This is a genomic window from Agromyces tardus, from assembly GCF_003710805.1.
GTDB classification, from domain to species: Bacteria; Actinomycetota; Actinomycetes; order Actinomycetales; family Microbacteriaceae; genus Agromyces; species Agromyces tardus.
This window is the reverse complement of record NZ_RHHB01000017.1, coordinates 31,734-47,978: the sequence shown is the minus strand read 5'-3', so window position 1 is coordinate 47,978 and position 16,245 is coordinate 31,734. Positions and strand designations below refer to the sequence as shown.

Below are 16,245 nucleotides of genomic sequence, written 5' to 3'. Positions count from 1 at the left end.
CCCCGCGCTCCCGGCGCGCGCCCGGGTCAGCCCCCGTACCGGCGATGCCGCTTCGTGTAGTCGCGCACCGCGCGCAGGAAGTCGACCTGACGGAGGTCGGGGCCGAGCGCCTCCACGAAGTAGAACTCGCTGTGCGCGGACTGCCAGAGCATGAAGTCGCTCAGGCGCTGCTCGCCCGAGGTGCGGATCACCAGGTCGGGGTCGGGCTGCCCGCCCGTGTAGAGGTGCTCGCCGATGAGGTCGGGGGTGAGCCGCTCGGCGAGGTCCTCGAGGCTTCGGCCCTCTGCGTGATGGGCGGCGACGATCGACCGCATCGCGTCGGTGATCTCCTTGCGTCCGCCATAGCCCACTGCGAGGTTCACGTGCATGCCGCGCTTGTCGGCCGTGCGGTGCTCGGCGGCGTCGAGGGCGGCGACGAGCGGCTCGGGCAGGCCGGCATCCGATCCGACGTGCTGCACCCGCCAGTCGCGGTAGTGGCTGAGCTCCTCGGCCAGGTCGGCGATGATCTCGATGAGCTCCGAGAGCTCGTCGGGGTCGCGGTTGCCCAGGTTGTCGCTCGAGAGCAGGTAGAGGGTGACGATCGTGATGCCGAGGTCGTCGCACCACTCGAGGAACTCGCGCATCTTCGCCGCGCCCGCGCGATGGCCGTGCGCCGCCGTCTCGTAGCCCAGTTGCTTCGCCCAGCGGCGATTGCCGTCGATGATCATCGCGACGTGGTGCGGGAGCTCCGCGCCCTCGAGTTCACGGCGCAGCCGGTTCTGGTACAGGCGGTAGAGGATGCCGCGACCGAGATGGTGATCGCTCGTTTGCACGGCACTACGCTACCCCGCGCGAGGGCCGCGCACCTCACAGCATCCCGTGACCGAGCGGGCCCTACGCTGGGCACATGAGCCAGACGAGCGGGTCCGAGCCCGAGGATGTCGCCGAGCACCTGCGGCATCCGGTTTCCGAGTTGAGCGACGCCGACGCCGCCGTCGCCGTCGACGACCGCGAGGGTCCCGACCTTCCGAACCTCCCGCTCATCGACGCGTCAGCGCAGGCGCCCGAGGACGTCAAGCCGACCTGGCGCGGCTGGCTGCACGCCGGCACGTTCCCGGTCACGATCGTCGGCGGCATCGTGCTCGTCAGCCTCGCGCAGGGCGCGCCGGCCAAGTGGGCGGCGGCGGTGTTCACGCTCACGTCGATGCTGCTCTTCGGCAACTCCGCCCTCTACCACCGCTTCAACTGGGCGCCGCGCACCAAGGTGCTCCTCAAGCGCATCGACCACGCGAACATCTTCCTGCTCATCGCGGGCACCTACACGCCGCTCGCGATCCTCGCCCTGCCGCCGTCGAAGGGGTGGCTGCTGCTCGGCCTCGTCTGGGCCGGCGCCATCGTCGGCATCGCCTTCCGCGTCTTCTGGATCGGCGCGCCGCGCTGGATGTACGTGGCGATCTACATCCTGCTCGGCTGGGCCGCCGTCATGTACCTCGGTGACCTCATTGCAGTGAGCGTGCCCATGATGGTGCTCATCGTCGTGGGCGGCCTGCTCTACACGGCCGGCGCCGTGGTCTACGGCATGAAGCGGCCGAACCCGTGGCCCGGGCGGTTCGGCTTCCACGAGATCTTCCACACTGCGACGGTGCTCGCGTTCCTGTGCCACTGGACGGCGACGCTCATCATCGTGATGAACCCCGCGTACCACGTGGGCTGACCCCGCCGTCCTCGAGTCGACCCGCCCGTCGCGCGCCGGCGCAGGCGAGGTGGCGGCGCAGCGCGCGCCGTGCGGGTGCGCCCTGTCGGGCCGCCCTATTCGGGCTTCGGGCGATCGGATGCCGCGGCGCCGGCCTCGCCCGCAGCGGATCCGTTCGATGCGTCGCCCGCCCCTGCCGGGCTTCCGCCGGCCGCCTCGGCCGCCTGCTCGGCCTCGAGCTGCTCACGCACCTCCGCCCGGTAGTTGACCCGCCGGATGCGGCGCACCATGTCGAGCACGAGCAGCAGCACGGCCGCCATGATGAGGAAGGTGATGACGAAGCCCCACACGCCGGGGGTCACGTCGTCGGGGTTGAACTCCTCCTCGGCGGCGAGCAGCACGGTCGCGAGCACGGCCGCGTTCACCGGCGCACGCCGCTCGTCGGACGGGCGGGCGCGGTGGGCGCGAGGAGCATCAGGATCCCTTCACGGGGGCGGGTTAGGCTGGATCCAAGCCTAATCGATCGACACCGGGAAGGAGTCGGCGGTGCCCCCACGCGAACCCGCAGACGCGGCCGTCGAGGACGCCGCGGTGGCGGCATCCGACACCGCCGACCGGGCCGCCCCGGGCCGCCCCGACGACCCCGATGCGCCCCGCGAGGGCCTCGTGGCCGACCGCTACGGGCGAGGCCGCGCGCATCGCCGCCGCGACCGCTGGCTCATCGTCGGCGCCGCCGCGGCGTTCGCCGTGGTGCTCGTCGCGTGGGTCGTGTGGGCGGGGCTCGACGGCAGCAAGCCCCTCGTCGAGGCCACCGACCTCAGCCACCGCGTGCTCAACGACGAGCGCGCCGTCGAGGTCACGTGGCGGCTCTCCGTGCCGTCGGGCAACGAGACCGCGTGCATCGTGGAGGCCTTCAACGAGGACTTCACCGTGGTGGGCTGGAAGGTCGTGGAGATCCCCGCGTCCGACCGCCCGCTGCGCACCTTCACCGAGCGCGTCCGGATTGCCCAGCCGGCCAATACCGGTTTGATTTCCCACTGCTGGCTCACCTAGACTGGGTCATTCGCCCTGGCAGACGCCGGGGCGACACGTCTATCACGGGAGTGTGCACCATGGCACAGGAGGCCACCGTCACCTGGCTCACCCAGGAGGCCTACGACCGGCTCGCCGCCGAGCTCGAGCACCTCTCCACGCACGGCCGCGAGGAGATCGCGAAGCGCATCGAGGCCGCGCGCGAAGAGGGCGACCTCAAGGAGAACGGCGGCTACCACGCCGCGAAGGACGAGCAGGGCAAGCAGGAGGCGCGCATCCGCCAGCTGACCGAGCTGCTGCGCCACGCCGAGGTCGGCGACGCGCCCACCTCGAGCGGCGTCGTCGAGTCCGGCACGGTCATCACCGCGATCATCGCGGGCGACGAGGAGACGTTCCTCATCGGCAGCCGCGAGATCGCCGGCGACTCCGAGCTCGACGTGTTCAGCGAGCAGAGCCCCCTCGGCGCCGCAATCCTCGGCCTCAAGGTCGGCGAGAAGACGAGCTACACGACGCCCAACGGTCGCGAGATCGCCGTCGAGGTCGTCAGCGTCGAGACCTGGAGCGGCAACTAGTCGGTCCCGCACGCACGTCGCGACGGCCCCTCCGCGGAGGGGCCGTCGTCGTCTGCAGTGCCGGATGCCACGCCGCGGTTCCGGATGCGACGGCGCAGCGCCGCGGCATCCGCTGGCCTATTCTTCGACGAGCTCGGGCTCGTAGCCCGCGCGTCGCAGCACCTCGACGACCTCGGCACGGTGGGCCGGGCCGCGGGTCTCGACCGAGAGCTGCAGGGCGACCTCGGAGATCTGCATGCCGGAGCCGTGCCGGGTGTGCAGCACCTCGATGACGTTCGCGTGCGCCTCGGCAAGCAGCTCGGCGATGCGTGCGAGCTGGCCCGGGCGGTCGGGCAGGCCGATGCGCAGGGTGAGGTACCGGTCGGATGCCGCGAGGCCGTGCGCGATCACGCGCTGCATGAGCAGTGGATCGATGTTGCCGCCCGAGAGCACGACGACGGTGGGCCCGTCGGGCCGCACGGCGCCGGTCATGAGCGCGGCGACGCCGACGGCGCCCGCGGGCTCCACGACGAGCTTCGCCCGCTCGAGCAGCACGAGCAGCGCACGGGCGATGTCGTCCTCGGTGACGGTGACGACCTCGTCGATCACCTCGCGGATGATCTCGAAGTTGAGCGAGCCCGGCACGTACACGGCGATGCCGTCGGCGATGGTGGGCACGACGGGGACGCGGGTGGGCTCGCCCGCCTCGAGCGACGGCACGTAGGGCGCGGCGTTCGCGGCCTGCACGCCGATGACGCGGATGGTGCGGCCGAGCGCGGCGGCGCGCTGCTTCGCGGCGCTGGCGATGCCCGCGGCGAGGCCCCCGCCGCCGATCGGCACGATGATCGTGGTGGCGTCGGGCACCTGCTCGAGGATCTCGAGCCCCACCGTGCCCTGGCCCGCGATGACGTCGGCGTGGTCGAAGGGCGGGATGAGCACCGCGCCGGTCTCGGCGGCGAAGGCCGCGGCCGCCTCCATCGTCTCGCCCACCGAATCGCCGCGCAGCACCACGTCGGCGCCGTAGGCGCGGGTCGCCTCGAGCTTCGGCAGCGCGACGCCGATGGGCATGAAGATCGTGGCCCGGATGCCGAGCTCGCGCGCGGCGAACGCCACGCCCTGCGCGTGGTTGCCGGCCGAGGCCGCCACGACCCCGCGCTCGCGCTCCTCGGCCGAGAGCGCGGAGATGCGGTTGAACGCGCCGCGGATCTTGTAGGACCCCGTGCGCTGCAGGTTCTCGCACTTGAGGTAGACGGGCGCGCCCACGAGCTCGGCGAGGAAGCGCGACGACTCCATGGGCGTGCGGCGGGCGACCCGTGCGACGGTCTGCTGGGCGCGCTCGAAGTCGGCGAGGCGCGGCCCCGGCACGACGATGCCGGCGCCGGCACCCGAGCCGTGCACGCGAACGGAGGTCGCGTGCGCACTCCCGGCCCCGGCGACCTCGCCGCCCTGCGTCGTGCCGATCGACTGCCTCATGCTCACCGTCCGAATCCGGGTCGTTGTGGAACCGTGCGCCACAGCGGCGAGTGCGCCTCGGCGGGGTCGGGTGGCGACTCCGCCTTCCAGGAGCCGCTCGCCACCGAGAGCACCATGACGTTGATGACCGCCGCGAGGGGCACGGCGAAGAGTGCGCCGGGGATGCCGGCGAGCAGCGACCCGGCCGTGACCGCGACGACGACGCCGAGCGGGTGCACCTTCACCGCGGTGCCCATGATGAGCGGCTGGAGGATGTGCCCCTCGACCTGCTGCACGAGCAGCACGATGCCGAGCATGATGACCGCGATGACCCAGCCGTTGTAGACGAGGGCGATGAAGACCGCGAGCGCGCCCGTGACCACCGCGCCGACGATCGGCACGAACGAGCCGAGGAACACGAGGATGGCGATGGGCACGGCGAGCGGGACGCCGAGGATGAGGGCGCCGAGTCCGATGCCCACCGCGTCGATCGTCGCGACGAGGATCTGCACGCGCGCGAAGTTCTGCAGCGTCGCCCAGCCCGCCTTGCCCGCGTCGTCGACGGCGGCCCGCGCCCGCGTGGGCAGGATGCCGACGATCCAGTTCCAGATGCCGCGGCCGTCGATGAGGATGAAGAGCGTCGCGAACAGCGTGAGGAGCATGCCCGCGAGGAAGTGCCCGAGCGTCGAACCCACCGAGAGGGCGCCGGTGAGCAGCGTGCCGCCGTCGTTCTGGGCCGACGTGATCACGCTGTCGACGAAGTCGTTGAGCTGGCTGTCGGTGACGTGGAACGGGCCCTCGAGGAGCCAGGTGCGGAACTCGTCCCACGCGACGAGGCTCTGCGCGGCGAGGTCGCTCGACCCGCGCACGATCTGGGTGATGCCCAGGGTGAGGAGCCCGGCGACGACCACGAGCAGGGTGAGCATGGCCACGGTCACCGCGGTCCACCGCGGCCACCGATGGCGCTGCAGGAACCCGGAGAACGGCACGAGGATCGCTCCCACCAGCACCGCGACGAGGATGGGGATGACGACGAGCCGCAGCTGCACGATGAGGAACACGACGACGGCGAGGAGCGCGCCGATGAGCAGGAGCCGCCACGACCACGCCGCCGCGAGCCGCATGCCGTAGGGGATGCTCTGGGCCGCGTCGCGCGGCGCTTCAGGAGACGTGGGCGGCGTCACGGCCGCGGGCGAGCGCCCGCGGAGTCTCCGGCTCCGACCGCGCTGTGCACCCGTCGACTCGGTCATCGTCCCAGTCTAGGCGGGCACCTGCGGCCGATGTCACCGGCCGCGGATAGGGTCGGAGGACCATGGTCGACGTCGTCAGCCCCGCTCTCGCCCGCCGCATCGCACTCGCCGCCCAGGGCTTCGGGCGCCCACTGCCCGAGGTCCCGGGCACCCGGGCGGTGGCCGGCGTGGTCGACCGGCTGGGGCTGCTCCAGATCGACTCGGTGAACGTCTTCGAACGCAGCCACTACCTGCCCGCCTTCAGTCGGGTCGGGGCATACGACCGAGCCGCCCTCGACCGCATCACCACCGGCCGGCGCGGCCGAATGGTCGAGTACTGGGCGCACCAGGCGGCGTACATCCCGCGTGAGCTGTGGCCGCTCTTCGAGTTCCGCCGCGAGGAGCACCGGCGCCAGGGCAGCGACTGGGGCGGTTGGCTCACCGAGAACCGCAGTCTCGCCGACTGGCTGCGCGGCGAGCTCTCGCACAACGGCCCCATGCAGGCCTCGGCGATCGAGCACGACTCCAATGAACGCGGCGGTTCCTCGTGGTGGGGCTGGTCCGACGTGAAGCGCACGCTCGAGTGGATGTTCCGCACGGGCGAGGTCGTCTGCGTCGAACGGCGCCGGTTCGAGCGGGTGTACGCCCTGCCCGAGCAGGCACTGCCCGCGGCGCTGCTCGACGCGGCGCCGAGCGAGGCCGACTCGGTGCGCGCGCTCGTCGCGCGCGCGTCATCCGCGCTCGGCATCGCCACCGAGGCCGACCTCGCCGACTACTGGCGCATGCTGCGCGGGCCCGTGCGCGCCGCCGTCGCCGACCTCGTCGACGACGGCGTGCTGATCCCCGTGACCGTGCCGGGGTGGACGACGGGCAGCCGCCCCACGCCCGCGTGGCTGCACCGCGACGCCCGCCGTCCGCGCCGAATGGAGGCGGCGGCCGTGCTCTCGCCGTTCGATCCGGTCGTGTGGTTCCGGCCGCGCACCGAACGGCTCTTCGACTTCCACTACCGCATCGAGATCTACACGCCCGAGCCCGAGCGCAAGTTCGGCTACTACTCGCTGCCCGTGCTCCTCGACGATCGCGTGGTCGGCAGGGTCGATCTCAAGAGCGACCGCAAGGCCGGGGTGCTGCGCGTGCAGTCGGCGTGGAGCGAGCCGAGTGCGCCGACCGACACCGCCGCCCGACTCGCGCCGGTGCTCGCGCGGGCGGCCGCGTGGCAGGGACTCGGCGAGGTCGCGGTCACGGGCCGGGGCGACCTCTCCCCCGCCCTCGCCGCGGAGCTGCGGTCGGTGGCCTGAGCGGGCTGAGGGCGCCCCATCGCCCGACGCGTCGCCGCGACATCCGCTCGGCTGGAGGGTCGCAGCACCGCTCGACGCAGCATCCGCTCGGCTAGAACGAGCCGCCCATCTCCTCCAGCCGGCGCACGCGCTCGGCGATCGGCGGGTGGGTCGCGAAGAGACGGGCGACGGCGCCGGGCTTGAGCGGATCGGCGATCCACAGGTGCGCCATCGAGGAGTTCTGCCGCCGCATCGGGCGGCCGTACTCCTCGAGCTTGACGAGTGCCCGGGCGAGGGCCTCGGGATGCCGCGTGGTCATCGCGCTCGTCGCGTCGGCCAGGTACTCCCGCTGCCGGGAGATGGCGAGCTGCACGAGGCTCGCGACGAGCGGCGCGACGAGCATCGCGACGAGGCCGAAGACGATCACGATCGGATTGCCGTTGTTGTTGTTCCGTCCGAAGAAGGTCATGCGCACGAGCATGTCGGAGATGAAGCCCACCGCGACGACGAGTCCGAAGACCACCATCGAGAGCCGGATGTCGTAGTTGCGCACGTGGCCGAGCTCGTGCGCCATGACGCCCTCGAGCTCGGAGTCGTCCATGATCTCGAGCAGCCCGGTGGTCGCGGCGACGACGGCGTGCTGCGGGTCGCGGCCCGTCGCGAAGGCGTTCGGCGCCGGGTCGGAGATGACGTACACCTTCGGCATGGGCGTGCCGGTGGTGATCGAGAGGTTCTCGACCGTGCGCCAGAGGCGCGGGTGCTCGGCCTTGCTGCGCACCTCGATCGCCCCCGACATCGCCAGCGCCTGGCGGTCGGCGGTGAAGTACTGGAAGACGGCGTACGCCGTCGCGATCACGAGCGTCACGACGACGATCGTGAGGTCGCCGTAGATGTAGGCGGCGAGCCAACCCAGCCCGCCGATGATGGCGAGGAAGAGGAGGATCGTGAAGACGGTGTTGCGCTTGTTCCTGGCGATCGCTCGGTACATCAGCGTTCCCGGGGGGTCTCGATACGCTCCGCGCTTCGCACGGTGCTACTCGACCTTGACGGGTGCCTGTCGGCGCCCATCAAAACTGGACGCGAGGGGGTTCCGCGATGGCCGCCGGCTCGGTGACCTCGAAGAACTCGCGCTCGTGGAAGCCGAGGCCGCGCACGAAGAGCGTGTTGGGGAAGACCTTGATCTTCGTGTTGAGCTCGCGCACGCCGCCGTTGTAGAAGCGGCGCGACGCCTGGATCTTGTCTTCGGTGTCGACGAGCTCGGCTTGCAGTTGCAGGAAGTTCTGGCTGGCCTGCAGCTGGGGGTACGCCTCGGCGACGGCGAAGATCGACTTCAGCGCCTGCTGCATGTGGTTCTCGGCCGCGCCCGCCTCGGCCGGGCCCTGCGCCTGCAGCGTCTCGGCGCGCGCCTTGGTGACGTTCTCGAAGACCGCCTTCTCATGCGACGCGTAGCCCTTGACCGCCTCGATGAGGTTCGGGATGAGGTCGGCTCGACGCTTCAGCTGCACCGTGATGTCGCTCCACGCCTCGTCGACGCGCACGTTCAGCGTGACGAGCGAGTTGTAGGTGGCCCACAGGTAGATACCCACCACCAGTGCGAGCACGACGACGATGAGGACCGGGATGAGCCATTCCATGGCGGGCGCTCCTTGTGGTGGCGGCGACTGGTTCTCCCCATCCTACCGATCGGTCAGGCGGCGATCATGGGCTTCCCATGAGACTCGGAGAATCCTCACGATCCGTTCATGCGTCGCTTGCCCGTACCGTGCAGGATTCCTGCGCGGGATCGGCGTTGCTCTGGCGCGATCGGGCTGCGACCGGGCAGACTCGTGAATCCCTGCCTCATCGACGACCCGAAAGAGAGCTATGCGCAAGAGACTCCTCGCCGCAGCCGCCGCGGTGTTCACCGTCGCCGGACTCGCGTTCGCCGCCGCACCCGCACAGGCCAGCACCGGTGGTGCCATCGACGGCGACCAGCACCCCGACGTCGGCCTCATCGCCTTCTACGACGGAACGGGCCGATACCGCTGCAGCGCCACGCTCGTGTCGCCGACGGTCGTGATCACCGCCGCGCACTGCACGTTCGGCACCCTCGGCAAGACGCTCGTCACGTTCGACACGTTCATCGACGACGCGCCGCCCTCGGTGCTGCCGGTCGCGGCCGACCCCGCCGCCGGCTACACCTCGGCCGAGCTCGCCGCGGCCGGCTACCTCTCTGGCACCGCACACACCCACCCCGACTACTCCGACTTCACCGACCTGAAGAACTGGAACGACGTCGGCGTGATCGTGCTCGACGAGCCGGTCGCCTCGCACAGCGCCGACGGATACCCCGCCATCGCCGAGACCGGCACCGCCGACCTCATCCCGCAGAAGGCATACAAGGACACGCTGTTCCGCGCGGTCGGGTACGGCACCGAGGTGCGCCAGGCCGACACGGGGGCGCAGAAGCCCACGCCGCAGAGCTACCCGATCGTGCGCCGCTACGTCGACATGCCCGCGCAGAAGATCACGCCGCAGGTCATCCAGACGAACGGCAACGAGAAGGACCCCTGGGGAACCGGCGGCACCTGCTTCGGCGACTCCGGCGGGCCGCTCCTGCTCGACGACGAGCTCGTCGGCGTCACGAGCTACGGCTACACGTCGAACTGCCGCTACCTCGACGGGTACCAGCGCGTCGACATCCCGGTCGTGGAGGAGTGGCTCGACACGTTCGGGCTCTGACCATCGGGCGAGCGGATGCCGCGGCATCCGCTCGCCGCGACCGCCACGGGGCGGGTGCCGCACGCCGCGGCGCCCGCCCCGTCGCCGTTCCGGGCCGTCGCCGTTCCGGCCGTCGCCGTTCCGGCCGTCGCGGTTCCGGCCTGTCGCGACGGCGCCCGGGCATTCCGGCCCTTGCCGTGCGGAGCGCTGCGGGCGAAGAATGCGCACATGGCGAAACATGCGGGCGGTCCGGGTACCGACGCGATCGTGGTCCGCGACCTGCATGTGCGGCGGGCGCACGTCAAGGTGCTGCATGGGCTCTCGCTCGACGTTCCGAGCGGGCGGGTCATCGGCCTCCTCGGGCCGAGCGGCAGCGGCAAGACCACGCTCATGCGCTCGATCGTGGGCGTGCAGGTCGTGGATTCGGGCACGATCACGGTGCTCGGACTCCCCGCGGGCTCCGCGCCGCTGCGACGCCGGGTGGCCTACGTGACCCAGCAGGCGAGCGTCTACGACGACCTCACCGTGCGCCAGAACCTCGCGTACTTCGCCCGGGTGCTCGGCGCGCCGTCGGCCGACGTCGACCGGGTGATCGGGCGCGTGCACCTCGGGGAGTACGCCGGGCGCCTCGCCGGCTCGCTCTCGGGCGGGCAGCGCGGCCGGGTCTCCCTCGCCGCCGCGCTCCTCGGCCAGCCGGAGGTGCTCGTACTCGACGAGCCCACGGTGGGCCTCGACCCGGTGCTGCGGGTGGAGCTGTGGTCGCTGTTCCACGCCCTCGCGGCCGAAGGCGCGACCCTGCTCGTCTCGAGCCACGTCATGGACGAGGCGAAGCGCTGCGACCGGCTGCTGCTGATGCGCAACGGCGAGCTGCTCGCCGACGACACCGTGCCCGGCGTGCTCGAGGCCACGGGCACCGACGACATCGAGGACGCGTTCCTCTCGCTCATCGAGCACGGCCGGCCCGACCTGCGTCCGCTCGGCGGCGGCGCACCACCGCCCGGCGAGGCACCGCCCGCCGGCAGCGCCGGAACGGGGGTCGCGCCGTGACCCTCACCCGCACCTTCGCCACCGCGGGGCGCGTGCTCACGCAGATCCGCCACGATCCCCGCACGATCGGCCTCCTGCTCGTCGTGCCGAGCCTGCTCATCGGCCTCGTGGCGTGGATGTTCACCGACACCGACGTCTTCGCCGACATCGGCCCGGCGATGCTCGCCCTGTTCCCGTTCGTCGTGATGTTCCTCGTCACGAGCATCGCGACGCTGCGGGAGCGACGCAGCGGCACGCTCGAGCGCCTGTTCTCGCTGCCGCTCGGCAAGGGCGACTTCATCCTCGGCTATGCGTTCGCGTTCGGGCTCCTGGCGGTGTTCCAGACGGCGATCGCCGTGTCGTTCGCGGTCTGGGTCTGCGGTCTGGAGATCTCGGGATCGATCTGGCTGCTCTTCGCGGTCACCGTCGCCGACGCGCTCCTCGGCACGGCGCTGGGCCTGCTCGCGAGCGCGTTCGCCCGCACCGAGTTCCAGGTGGTGCAGTTCATGCCGCTGCTCGTGTTCCCGCAGATCCTGCTCGGCGGCATCTTCCTGCCGACCGACCAGCTGCCCGAGGGGCTCGAGGCGATCAGCGGATGGCTCCCGCTCACCTATGCGATCGAGGCGCTCACCGCCGTCGCCGACGACAGCGAGGATGCGGCGTGGATCGCGTCGAAGCTCCTCGTGGTCGTCGCGTGGATCGTCGGCTCGATCGTGCTCGGGTCGATCACGCTCCGGCGACGCACGCCGTGACGCTCCAGCGCCGACCAGTTCAGGCCCCGAGCACCCGCTCGAGGTACGGGTTCGCGAAGCGCCGCTCGGGGTCGAGCTCGTCGCGGACGCGCAGGAAGTCGTCGAACCTCGGGTAGCTCGGGCGCAGCGTCTCGGCCGTCTGCGTGTGCATCTTGCCCCAGTGCGGGCGTCCGCCGTGCGCCATGAGGATCTCCTCGACGGCGGCGAAGTACTCGGCCGGGTCCTCGCGCACGTAGCGGTGCACCGCGATGTACCCGGTCTCGCGACCGTAGGCGGTCGAGAGCCAGTTGTCGTCGGATGCCGCGGCGCGCACCTCGATCGGGAAGCTGATGCGCCAGCGCCGCCGCTCGATGAGCTCGCGCACCTCCGCGAACGCCTCCGGCACCGACGCGAGCGGGATCGCGATCTCCATCTCGCGGAAGCGCACCGTGCGGTTCGTCGTGAACACGCGCGTCGAGGCATCCGTGAAGTCGCGCCTGCCGGTGAGCCGCTCGACGAGCCGGGCGAAGCGCGGCACGGTCGCGGGCACGACCGAGCCGATCGCGCAGATCGCGCGGTAGGCCCCGTTCGCGAGCAGCTCGTCGTCGATCCACCGCGAGACCCGGCCGAGCGGATGCAGCGGCGTGTCGGCCGGCAGGCGCGTGTTCGTCTTGGTGAGGGCCGTGCCGGTGTGCGGGAACCAGTAGAACTCGAAGTGGTCGGCGGCGCCCACGCGCTCCTGCCACTCGGCGAGCACCTGCTCGAGCGGCTCCTGGTGCTCCACTGCGTGCAGTGCGAACCTCGGCACGAGTCGAAGGGTGACCGAGGTGAGCACGCCGAGCGCGCCGAGGCCGAGCCGTACCGCGGGGAGCAGCTCGGGCCGGTGCTCGTCGTCGACCGTGAGCAGCTCGCCGGTGCCGGTCACGAGGGTGACGCCCGCGATCTGCGTCGCGAGGCCGCCGAACGCGAGTCCCGTGCCGTGGGTGCCCGTCGAGGTCGCGCCGGCGATCGTCTGCCGGTCGATGTCGCCGAGGTTCGCCATCGCGAGGCCGAGCGGCTCGAGGAGCCGCGGCATCCGGTGCAACGGTGTGCCGGCGCCGACGGTGACGAGCCGGGCCCTGGTGTCGGCGTCGACGATGCCCGACAGGTCGGCCACGTCGAGCTGCACGTCGGGCGCGACCGCGATGCCCGTGAAGCTGTGGCCCGATCCGACGGGCTTGACCCGCAGGTGGGTGCCGGCGGCGGCCCGGACGGCTCGCTGCACCGCCTCCGCGGTCGCTGGCCGCTCCACGCGCAGCGGCTGGACCCGCTCCGTGCGGCCCCAGTTCCGCCAGACCTCGCCCGTCGCCGTCACAGGAACGCCTTCCCCTCGCCTCGATACGTCGGCAGCATGCCGACGACGGCGCCGCCGTCGACGACCGCGAACTCGTTCAGGTGCTCCGCGAGCTCACCTGATTTCGTGTGCCGGAGCCACACGCGGTCGCCCGGCCGCAGCCTGGCGGCGTCATCGCCCTCGACGGGCGTCTGCACCTCGCCCGCGGCCTCGCGCGGCAGCATCCGCAGGCGTTCGGGCCAGACGATGCGCGGCAGTCGGTCGGCGCCCGGCGGTCCCGAGGCGACCCAGCCGCCGCCGAGGATCGTCGCGTGCCGTGCGCTCGGGCGGCGCACGACGTCGAGCGCGAAGGCCGCTGCGGGCGCCGGGGTGAAGTGCGCGTAGCCGTCGAAGAGGTGCCCGGCGAGGATGCCCGACCCCGCGGCGATCTCGGTCACCGACGGATCGGCGGAGGTGGCCTCGAGCGAGCCCGTGCCACCCCCGTTGACGAACTCGAGGTCGGCGTGCCGGCGCACGGCGGCGACGGCGCGGGCACGGCGCTCGAGCAGTTCGGGCATCGAGCGCGACTGCATCCAGCGGTTCACGGCGCCGTCGACCGGGCGGCCGGGCGGCCGGTTGGCGACGCCGGCGATCTGCGCTTCGTACGACATGACGCCGACGAGGCGGAATCCGGCTCGGCCCGCGATGTAGGCGGCGAGCGCCCCGGCGTCCTCGGGCGCGTGCACCGGGGAGCGCCGCACGCCGAGGTGGCCGAGCACGGGTGCGTTCCAGGACGCGTCGAGCTCGAGGCACACCCGGAGCTCCTCGCGCTGCGACGGGGCCAGCACCGCGTCGACCACGTCGAGCTGGGCCGGCGAGTCCACCATGAGCGTGATGCGGCGAGCGAGCTCGGGGTCGGTGGCGAGGCGACGGATGCCGCCGGCCTCCGCCGTGGGATAGCCCACCACGATGTCGTCGATCGTCGACGCGAGCCAGATCGCCTCGGCGAGCGTGTAGGCGAGGACGCCGCGGTAGCCCGGCATCCGCAGGAGTGCCTCGGTGACCTCGCGCACCCGGATCGACTTCGTCGCCACCCGGATCGGGGTGCCGTCGGCGCGGCGCACCATGTCGGCCGCGTTGTGCCGCAGTGCGCCCGCGTGCAGCGCGCCGACCGGGGCGTCGAGGTGCCGCGTCGCCTCGGTGAGCGCGGGCCAGTGCGTCGCGGGATCGAGCCAGGTCGCGGCATCCGCCACCGGGACGCCGGTGAACCGCAGGTCGAGGGCCGTCATCGCACGCTCCGCACCCGGAGCACGGCGAGCGCGCCCGCGAACGCGCAGAGCCCGCTGAGCAGGAACACCGGGGTGAACGAGCCGCTCGCCGCGACGGCGAGCGCACCGAACAGCGGGGCGATCGACTGCGGCACCGCCGAGGCGATGTTCATGATGCCGAGGTCCTTGCCGCGTGCGGCCGCGTCGGGGAGCACCTGCGTCGCGAGCGCCTGGTCGACCGAGAGGAAGCAGCCGTAGCCGAGTCCGAGCAGGCCCGCGGCGACCATCGCCGCGGTCAGGTCGGGCACGAACGCGAGCAGGAGCGCCGCGACGGCCTGCAGCAGCGAGGCGACGAGCACGAAGACGCGCCGCCGGCCGAGGCGGTCGGAGAGCCGGCCGAGGCCCAGGGAGGCGGCGATCACGAAGACCATGTAGATGAGCGTGAGCACGATGAGGTCGTCCTCGGCCTGCGCGTCGCCGAGCCCGAACATGAGGAAGTAGAGCAGCAGGCTCGTGCCGAGCGCGTTGCCGACCGAGACGAGCACGCGGCTCGTGAGCGTCCACGCGAAGTCGGGGTGCTCGCGAGGGCTGATCCAGAGGCTCGCCACGACGTGCTTCGCGGTGACCCGCGCGCGCTCGCCCGGGGCGAGGGGCACGTCGGGCCGCAACAGGAAGGGCACGGCCAGCACGACGAGCACGAGGGCGACGAGCCCGTAACCGGCTGCTGCGCCCGTGACCACGGTGGTCACGAGCACGAGGCCCACGATGATGCCCACCGCCTGGGGCGCCGACATCCACCCCGACACGAAGCCGCGCTGGCCCACCGGCACCTGGTCGGAGATCGTGGCCGTGAGCGCCGCGGTCATGATGCAGAAACCCACGGTGGCCGCGACCCAGGCGACGCCGATCGCCCACAGTTCGGTCTGGAAGCCGAGCACGACGAGCGCGAGCGCGAAGACGAGCGCACCGCCGGCGATCCAGGGCCGACGACGGCCGAAGCGAGAGGTCGTGCGGTCGGAGAGTGCGCCGGTGAGCGGATACGCGACGATCACGAAGAGCGACGCGATCCCCGAGACGATGCCGAACGCCACCACGCTGTCGACCCAGTCGTCGGGATGCAACTCGGCGTCGATCTGCGCGGGCAGCAGGAGCTGCACGGGCGTGAGCTGGGCCATCCAGATGCCGAACCAGGCGGTCGCGAACGCCGCGATCCAGCCGGCGCCCACGCGTCGCACGGGCTCGGCGAGCGCGGCCGTCATCGGAGCCGCGGCGGGGGGACCCGCGGCATCGAGGTTCGTCATGGGAGGTCGGCCATTCTCGAGAGGGCGTCGGCGGCCGCGCGCGCGACCGCCAGGGCTCCGGCGTCGTCGCGGTCGACGAGCCAGGTGATCGTGAGTCCGTCGGTGAACGCGACGAGCACGCGGGCGACTTCGGCGACGGGCGTGCGCCACCGTGCGCCGGTCAGCTCCGCCGCGAGCTCGAGCGAGTTCCGGGCGAGCTCGGCATAGCGCGCGTACTGCGCGGCAGCGAGCGGATGCCGCTCCGGCGAGCGCAGCGCGTACTGGGTGAGCTCGAGCATCGCCTGCTCGTGGTCCGGATCGGACTTGAGGTGCTCGAAGTAGGCGATGATGCCGGACTCGAGGAGCTCGCGCAGGCTCCGGCCCGGTTCGGGCGTGGGGACCACGGCCTGCTGCTCGCGGGCGACGACGGTGGCGATGAGCTCGTCGACGAGCTCGTCGCGTGACGCGAACGCATAGTGGAAGCTCGCGAGCGACATGCCCGCCTCGGCGACGATCGCCCGCGTGGTCGCGGCCGCGATGCCCTCGCGCGACACCACCCGCAGCGCGGCGTCGACGAGGGCGGCGCGACGCTCGGCGGCGGGGATGCGGGGCACGGTGCTCCTCTCGGCGTCGATCGGCGTGGTGCGGCGTCGTACTGCGTCATACGGCGTCGTCATGAGGGAGTGGGACAAGCGTCCCAGTCGCACCAGTATGC

Annotated in this window: 17 protein-coding genes; 7 read left to right on the top strand and 10 right to left on the bottom strand. The window is 72.0% G+C overall.

All coding sequences use genetic code 11. The features are described from left to right. Positions 1–26 precede the first annotated feature (26 nt). The gene (locus EDM22_RS10380; RefSeq protein WP_122936980.1) at positions 27–812 is read right to left on the bottom strand and encodes an isoprenyl transferase; all 786 of its coding nucleotides are present in this window, start codon (positions 810–812) and stop codon (positions 27–29) included. A gap of 74 nt (positions 813–886) precedes the next feature. On the opposite strand from EDM22_RS10380, the gene trhA reads away from it, so the two are divergent. Continuing rightward, the gene (trhA, locus tag EDM22_RS10375; protein WP_122936979.1) at positions 887–1,693 is read left to right on the top strand and encodes a PAQR family membrane homeostasis protein TrhA; all 807 of its coding nucleotides are present in this window, start codon (positions 887–889) and stop codon (positions 1,691–1,693) included. A 95-nt stretch (positions 1,694–1,788) separates the two neighbouring features. Here trhA and EDM22_RS10370 read toward each other — a convergent pair whose 3' ends face one another. Beyond that, positions 1,789–2,097, bottom strand: coding sequence for a hypothetical protein (locus EDM22_RS10370; protein ID WP_245989313.1), 309 nt, complete (start codon positions 2,095–2,097; stop codon positions 1,789–1,791). A 121-nt stretch (positions 2,098–2,218) separates the two neighbouring features. On the opposite strand from EDM22_RS10370, the gene EDM22_RS10365 reads away from it, so the two are divergent. Both EDM22_RS10365 and greA read left to right on the top strand, forming a co-directional pair. Beyond that, positions 2,219–2,725 carry a DUF4307 domain-containing protein gene (locus tag EDM22_RS10365; protein WP_170964085.1) on the top strand — a complete coding sequence of 169 codons (507 nt, stop codon included), beginning with the start codon at positions 2,219–2,221 and terminating at the stop codon, positions 2,723–2,725. A 59-nt stretch (positions 2,726–2,784) separates the two neighbouring features. After that, positions 2,785–3,276, top strand: coding sequence for a transcription elongation factor GreA (gene greA, locus EDM22_RS10360; RefSeq protein ID WP_122936977.1), 492 nt, complete (start codon positions 2,785–2,787; stop codon positions 3,274–3,276). A gap of 117 nt (positions 3,277–3,393) precedes the next feature. On the opposite strand, the gene ilvA is transcribed toward greA, so the two are convergent. Both ilvA and EDM22_RS10350 read right to left on the bottom strand, forming a co-directional pair. Beyond that, complete coding sequence (ilvA, locus tag EDM22_RS10355) at positions 3,394–4,728, bottom strand: threonine ammonia-lyase (protein ID WP_122936976.1); 1,335 nt, start codon at positions 4,726–4,728, stop codon at positions 3,394–3,396. A 2-nt stretch (positions 4,729–4,730) separates the two neighbouring features. Next, positions 4,731–5,957, bottom strand: coding sequence for an AI-2E family transporter (locus tag EDM22_RS10350; protein ID WP_122936975.1), 1,227 nt, complete (start codon positions 5,955–5,957; stop codon positions 4,731–4,733). A gap of 62 nt (positions 5,958–6,019) precedes the next feature. Here EDM22_RS10350 and EDM22_RS10345 point away from each other — a divergent pair, with 62 nt between their 5' ends. Next, positions 6,020–7,234 (top strand): winged helix-turn-helix domain-containing protein, encoded by a 1,215-nt coding sequence (locus tag EDM22_RS10345; protein WP_122936974.1) that lies wholly within the window; start codon positions 6,020–6,022, stop codon positions 7,232–7,234. Positions 7,235–7,325: 91 nt separating this feature from the next. Here EDM22_RS10345 and EDM22_RS10340 read toward each other — a convergent pair whose 3' ends face one another. Then, complete coding sequence (locus tag EDM22_RS10340) at positions 7,326–8,201, bottom strand: M48 family metalloprotease (protein ID WP_122936973.1); 876 nt, start codon at positions 8,199–8,201, stop codon at positions 7,326–7,328. Positions 8,202–8,280: 79 nt separating this feature from the next. Next, positions 8,281–8,847 (bottom strand): LemA family protein, encoded by a 567-nt coding sequence (locus EDM22_RS10335; protein ID WP_122936972.1) that lies wholly within the window; start codon positions 8,845–8,847, stop codon positions 8,281–8,283. Positions 8,848–9,076: 229 nt separating this feature from the next. Between EDM22_RS10335 and EDM22_RS10330 the strand changes: the two genes are divergently transcribed. The 3 genes from EDM22_RS10330 (at position 9,077) to EDM22_RS10320 (ending at position 11,691) form a co-directional block, all read left to right on the top strand. Next, the gene (locus tag EDM22_RS10330; RefSeq protein WP_122936971.1) at positions 9,077–9,934 is read left to right on the top strand and encodes a trypsin-like serine protease; all 858 of its coding nucleotides are present in this window, start codon (positions 9,077–9,079) and stop codon (positions 9,932–9,934) included. Positions 9,935–10,141: 207 nt separating this feature from the next. After that, on the top strand, positions 10,142–10,960 hold the full coding sequence (locus EDM22_RS10325) for an ABC transporter ATP-binding protein (RefSeq protein WP_122936993.1): 819 nt from the start codon (positions 10,142–10,144) through the stop codon (positions 10,958–10,960). Next, the gene (locus tag EDM22_RS10320) at positions 10,957–11,691 is read left to right on the top strand and encodes an ABC transporter permease (RefSeq protein ID WP_122936970.1); all 735 of its coding nucleotides are present in this window, start codon (positions 10,957–10,959) and stop codon (positions 11,689–11,691) included. The genes EDM22_RS10325 and EDM22_RS10320 overlap by 4 nt, the downstream gene beginning before the upstream one ends. A gap of 19 nt (positions 11,692–11,710) precedes the next feature. Here EDM22_RS10320 and EDM22_RS10315 read toward each other — a convergent pair whose 3' ends face one another. Genes EDM22_RS10315 through EDM22_RS10300 form a run of 4 tightly spaced genes read right to left on the bottom strand, consistent with a single transcriptional unit; the run spans position 11,711 to position 16,144 of the window. After that, the gene (locus EDM22_RS10315; RefSeq protein ID WP_122936969.1) at positions 11,711–13,024 is read right to left on the bottom strand and encodes a D-arabinono-1,4-lactone oxidase; all 1,314 of its coding nucleotides are present in this window, start codon (positions 13,022–13,024) and stop codon (positions 11,711–11,713) included. Then, complete coding sequence (locus EDM22_RS10310) at positions 13,021–14,271, bottom strand: alanine racemase (RefSeq protein ID WP_122936968.1); 1,251 nt, start codon at positions 14,269–14,271, stop codon at positions 13,021–13,023. The genes EDM22_RS10315 and EDM22_RS10310 overlap by 4 nt, the downstream gene beginning before the upstream one ends. Beyond that, positions 14,268–15,551 (bottom strand): MFS transporter, encoded by a 1,284-nt coding sequence (locus tag EDM22_RS10305; protein ID WP_245989312.1) that lies wholly within the window; start codon positions 15,549–15,551, stop codon positions 14,268–14,270. Before EDM22_RS10305 ends, EDM22_RS10310 begins: the two co-directional genes overlap by 4 nt. After that, positions 15,548–16,144, bottom strand: coding sequence for a TetR/AcrR family transcriptional regulator (locus tag EDM22_RS10300; protein WP_170964084.1), 597 nt, complete (start codon positions 16,142–16,144; stop codon positions 15,548–15,550). Before EDM22_RS10300 ends, EDM22_RS10305 begins: the two co-directional genes overlap by 4 nt. Positions 16,145–16,245: the final 101 nt, after the last annotated feature.

Bases quoted from the DNA above. Each gene is read 5' to 3' on its own strand.
- trhA (WP_122936979.1), top strand. From the start codon at position 887: ATGAGCCAGACGAGCGGGTCCGAGCCCGAGGATGTCGCCGAGCACCTG.
- EDM22_RS10335 (WP_122936972.1), bottom strand. From the start codon at position 8,847: ATGGAATGGCTCATCCCGGTCCTCATCGTCGTCGTGCTCGCACTGGTG.
- EDM22_RS10330 (WP_122936971.1), top strand. From the start codon at position 9,077: ATGCGCAAGAGACTCCTCGCCGCAGCCGCCGCGGTGTTCACCGTCGCC.
- EDM22_RS10350 (WP_122936975.1), bottom strand. From the start codon at position 5,957: ATGACCGAGTCGACGGGTGCACAGCGCGGTCGGAGCCGGAGACTCCGC.
- EDM22_RS10340 (WP_122936973.1), bottom strand. From the start codon at position 8,201: ATGTACCGAGCGATCGCCAGGAACAAGCGCAACACCGTCTTCACGATC.
- ilvA (WP_122936976.1), bottom strand. From the start codon at position 4,728: ATGAGGCAGTCGATCGGCACGACGCAGGGCGGCGAGGTCGCCGGGGCC.
- EDM22_RS10305 (WP_245989312.1), bottom strand. From the start codon at position 15,551: ATGACGAACCTCGATGCCGCGGGTCCCCCCGCCGCGGCTCCGATGACG.
- EDM22_RS10325 (WP_122936993.1), top strand. From the start codon at position 10,142: ATGGCGAAACATGCGGGCGGTCCGGGTACCGACGCGATCGTGGTCCGC.
- greA (WP_122936977.1), top strand. From the start codon at position 2,785: ATGGCACAGGAGGCCACCGTCACCTGGCTCACCCAGGAGGCCTACGAC.
- EDM22_RS10310 (WP_122936968.1), bottom strand. From the start codon at position 14,271: ATGACGGCCCTCGACCTGCGGTTCACCGGCGTCCCGGTGGCGGATGCC.
- EDM22_RS10345 (WP_122936974.1), top strand. From the start codon at position 6,020: ATGGTCGACGTCGTCAGCCCCGCTCTCGCCCGCCGCATCGCACTCGCC.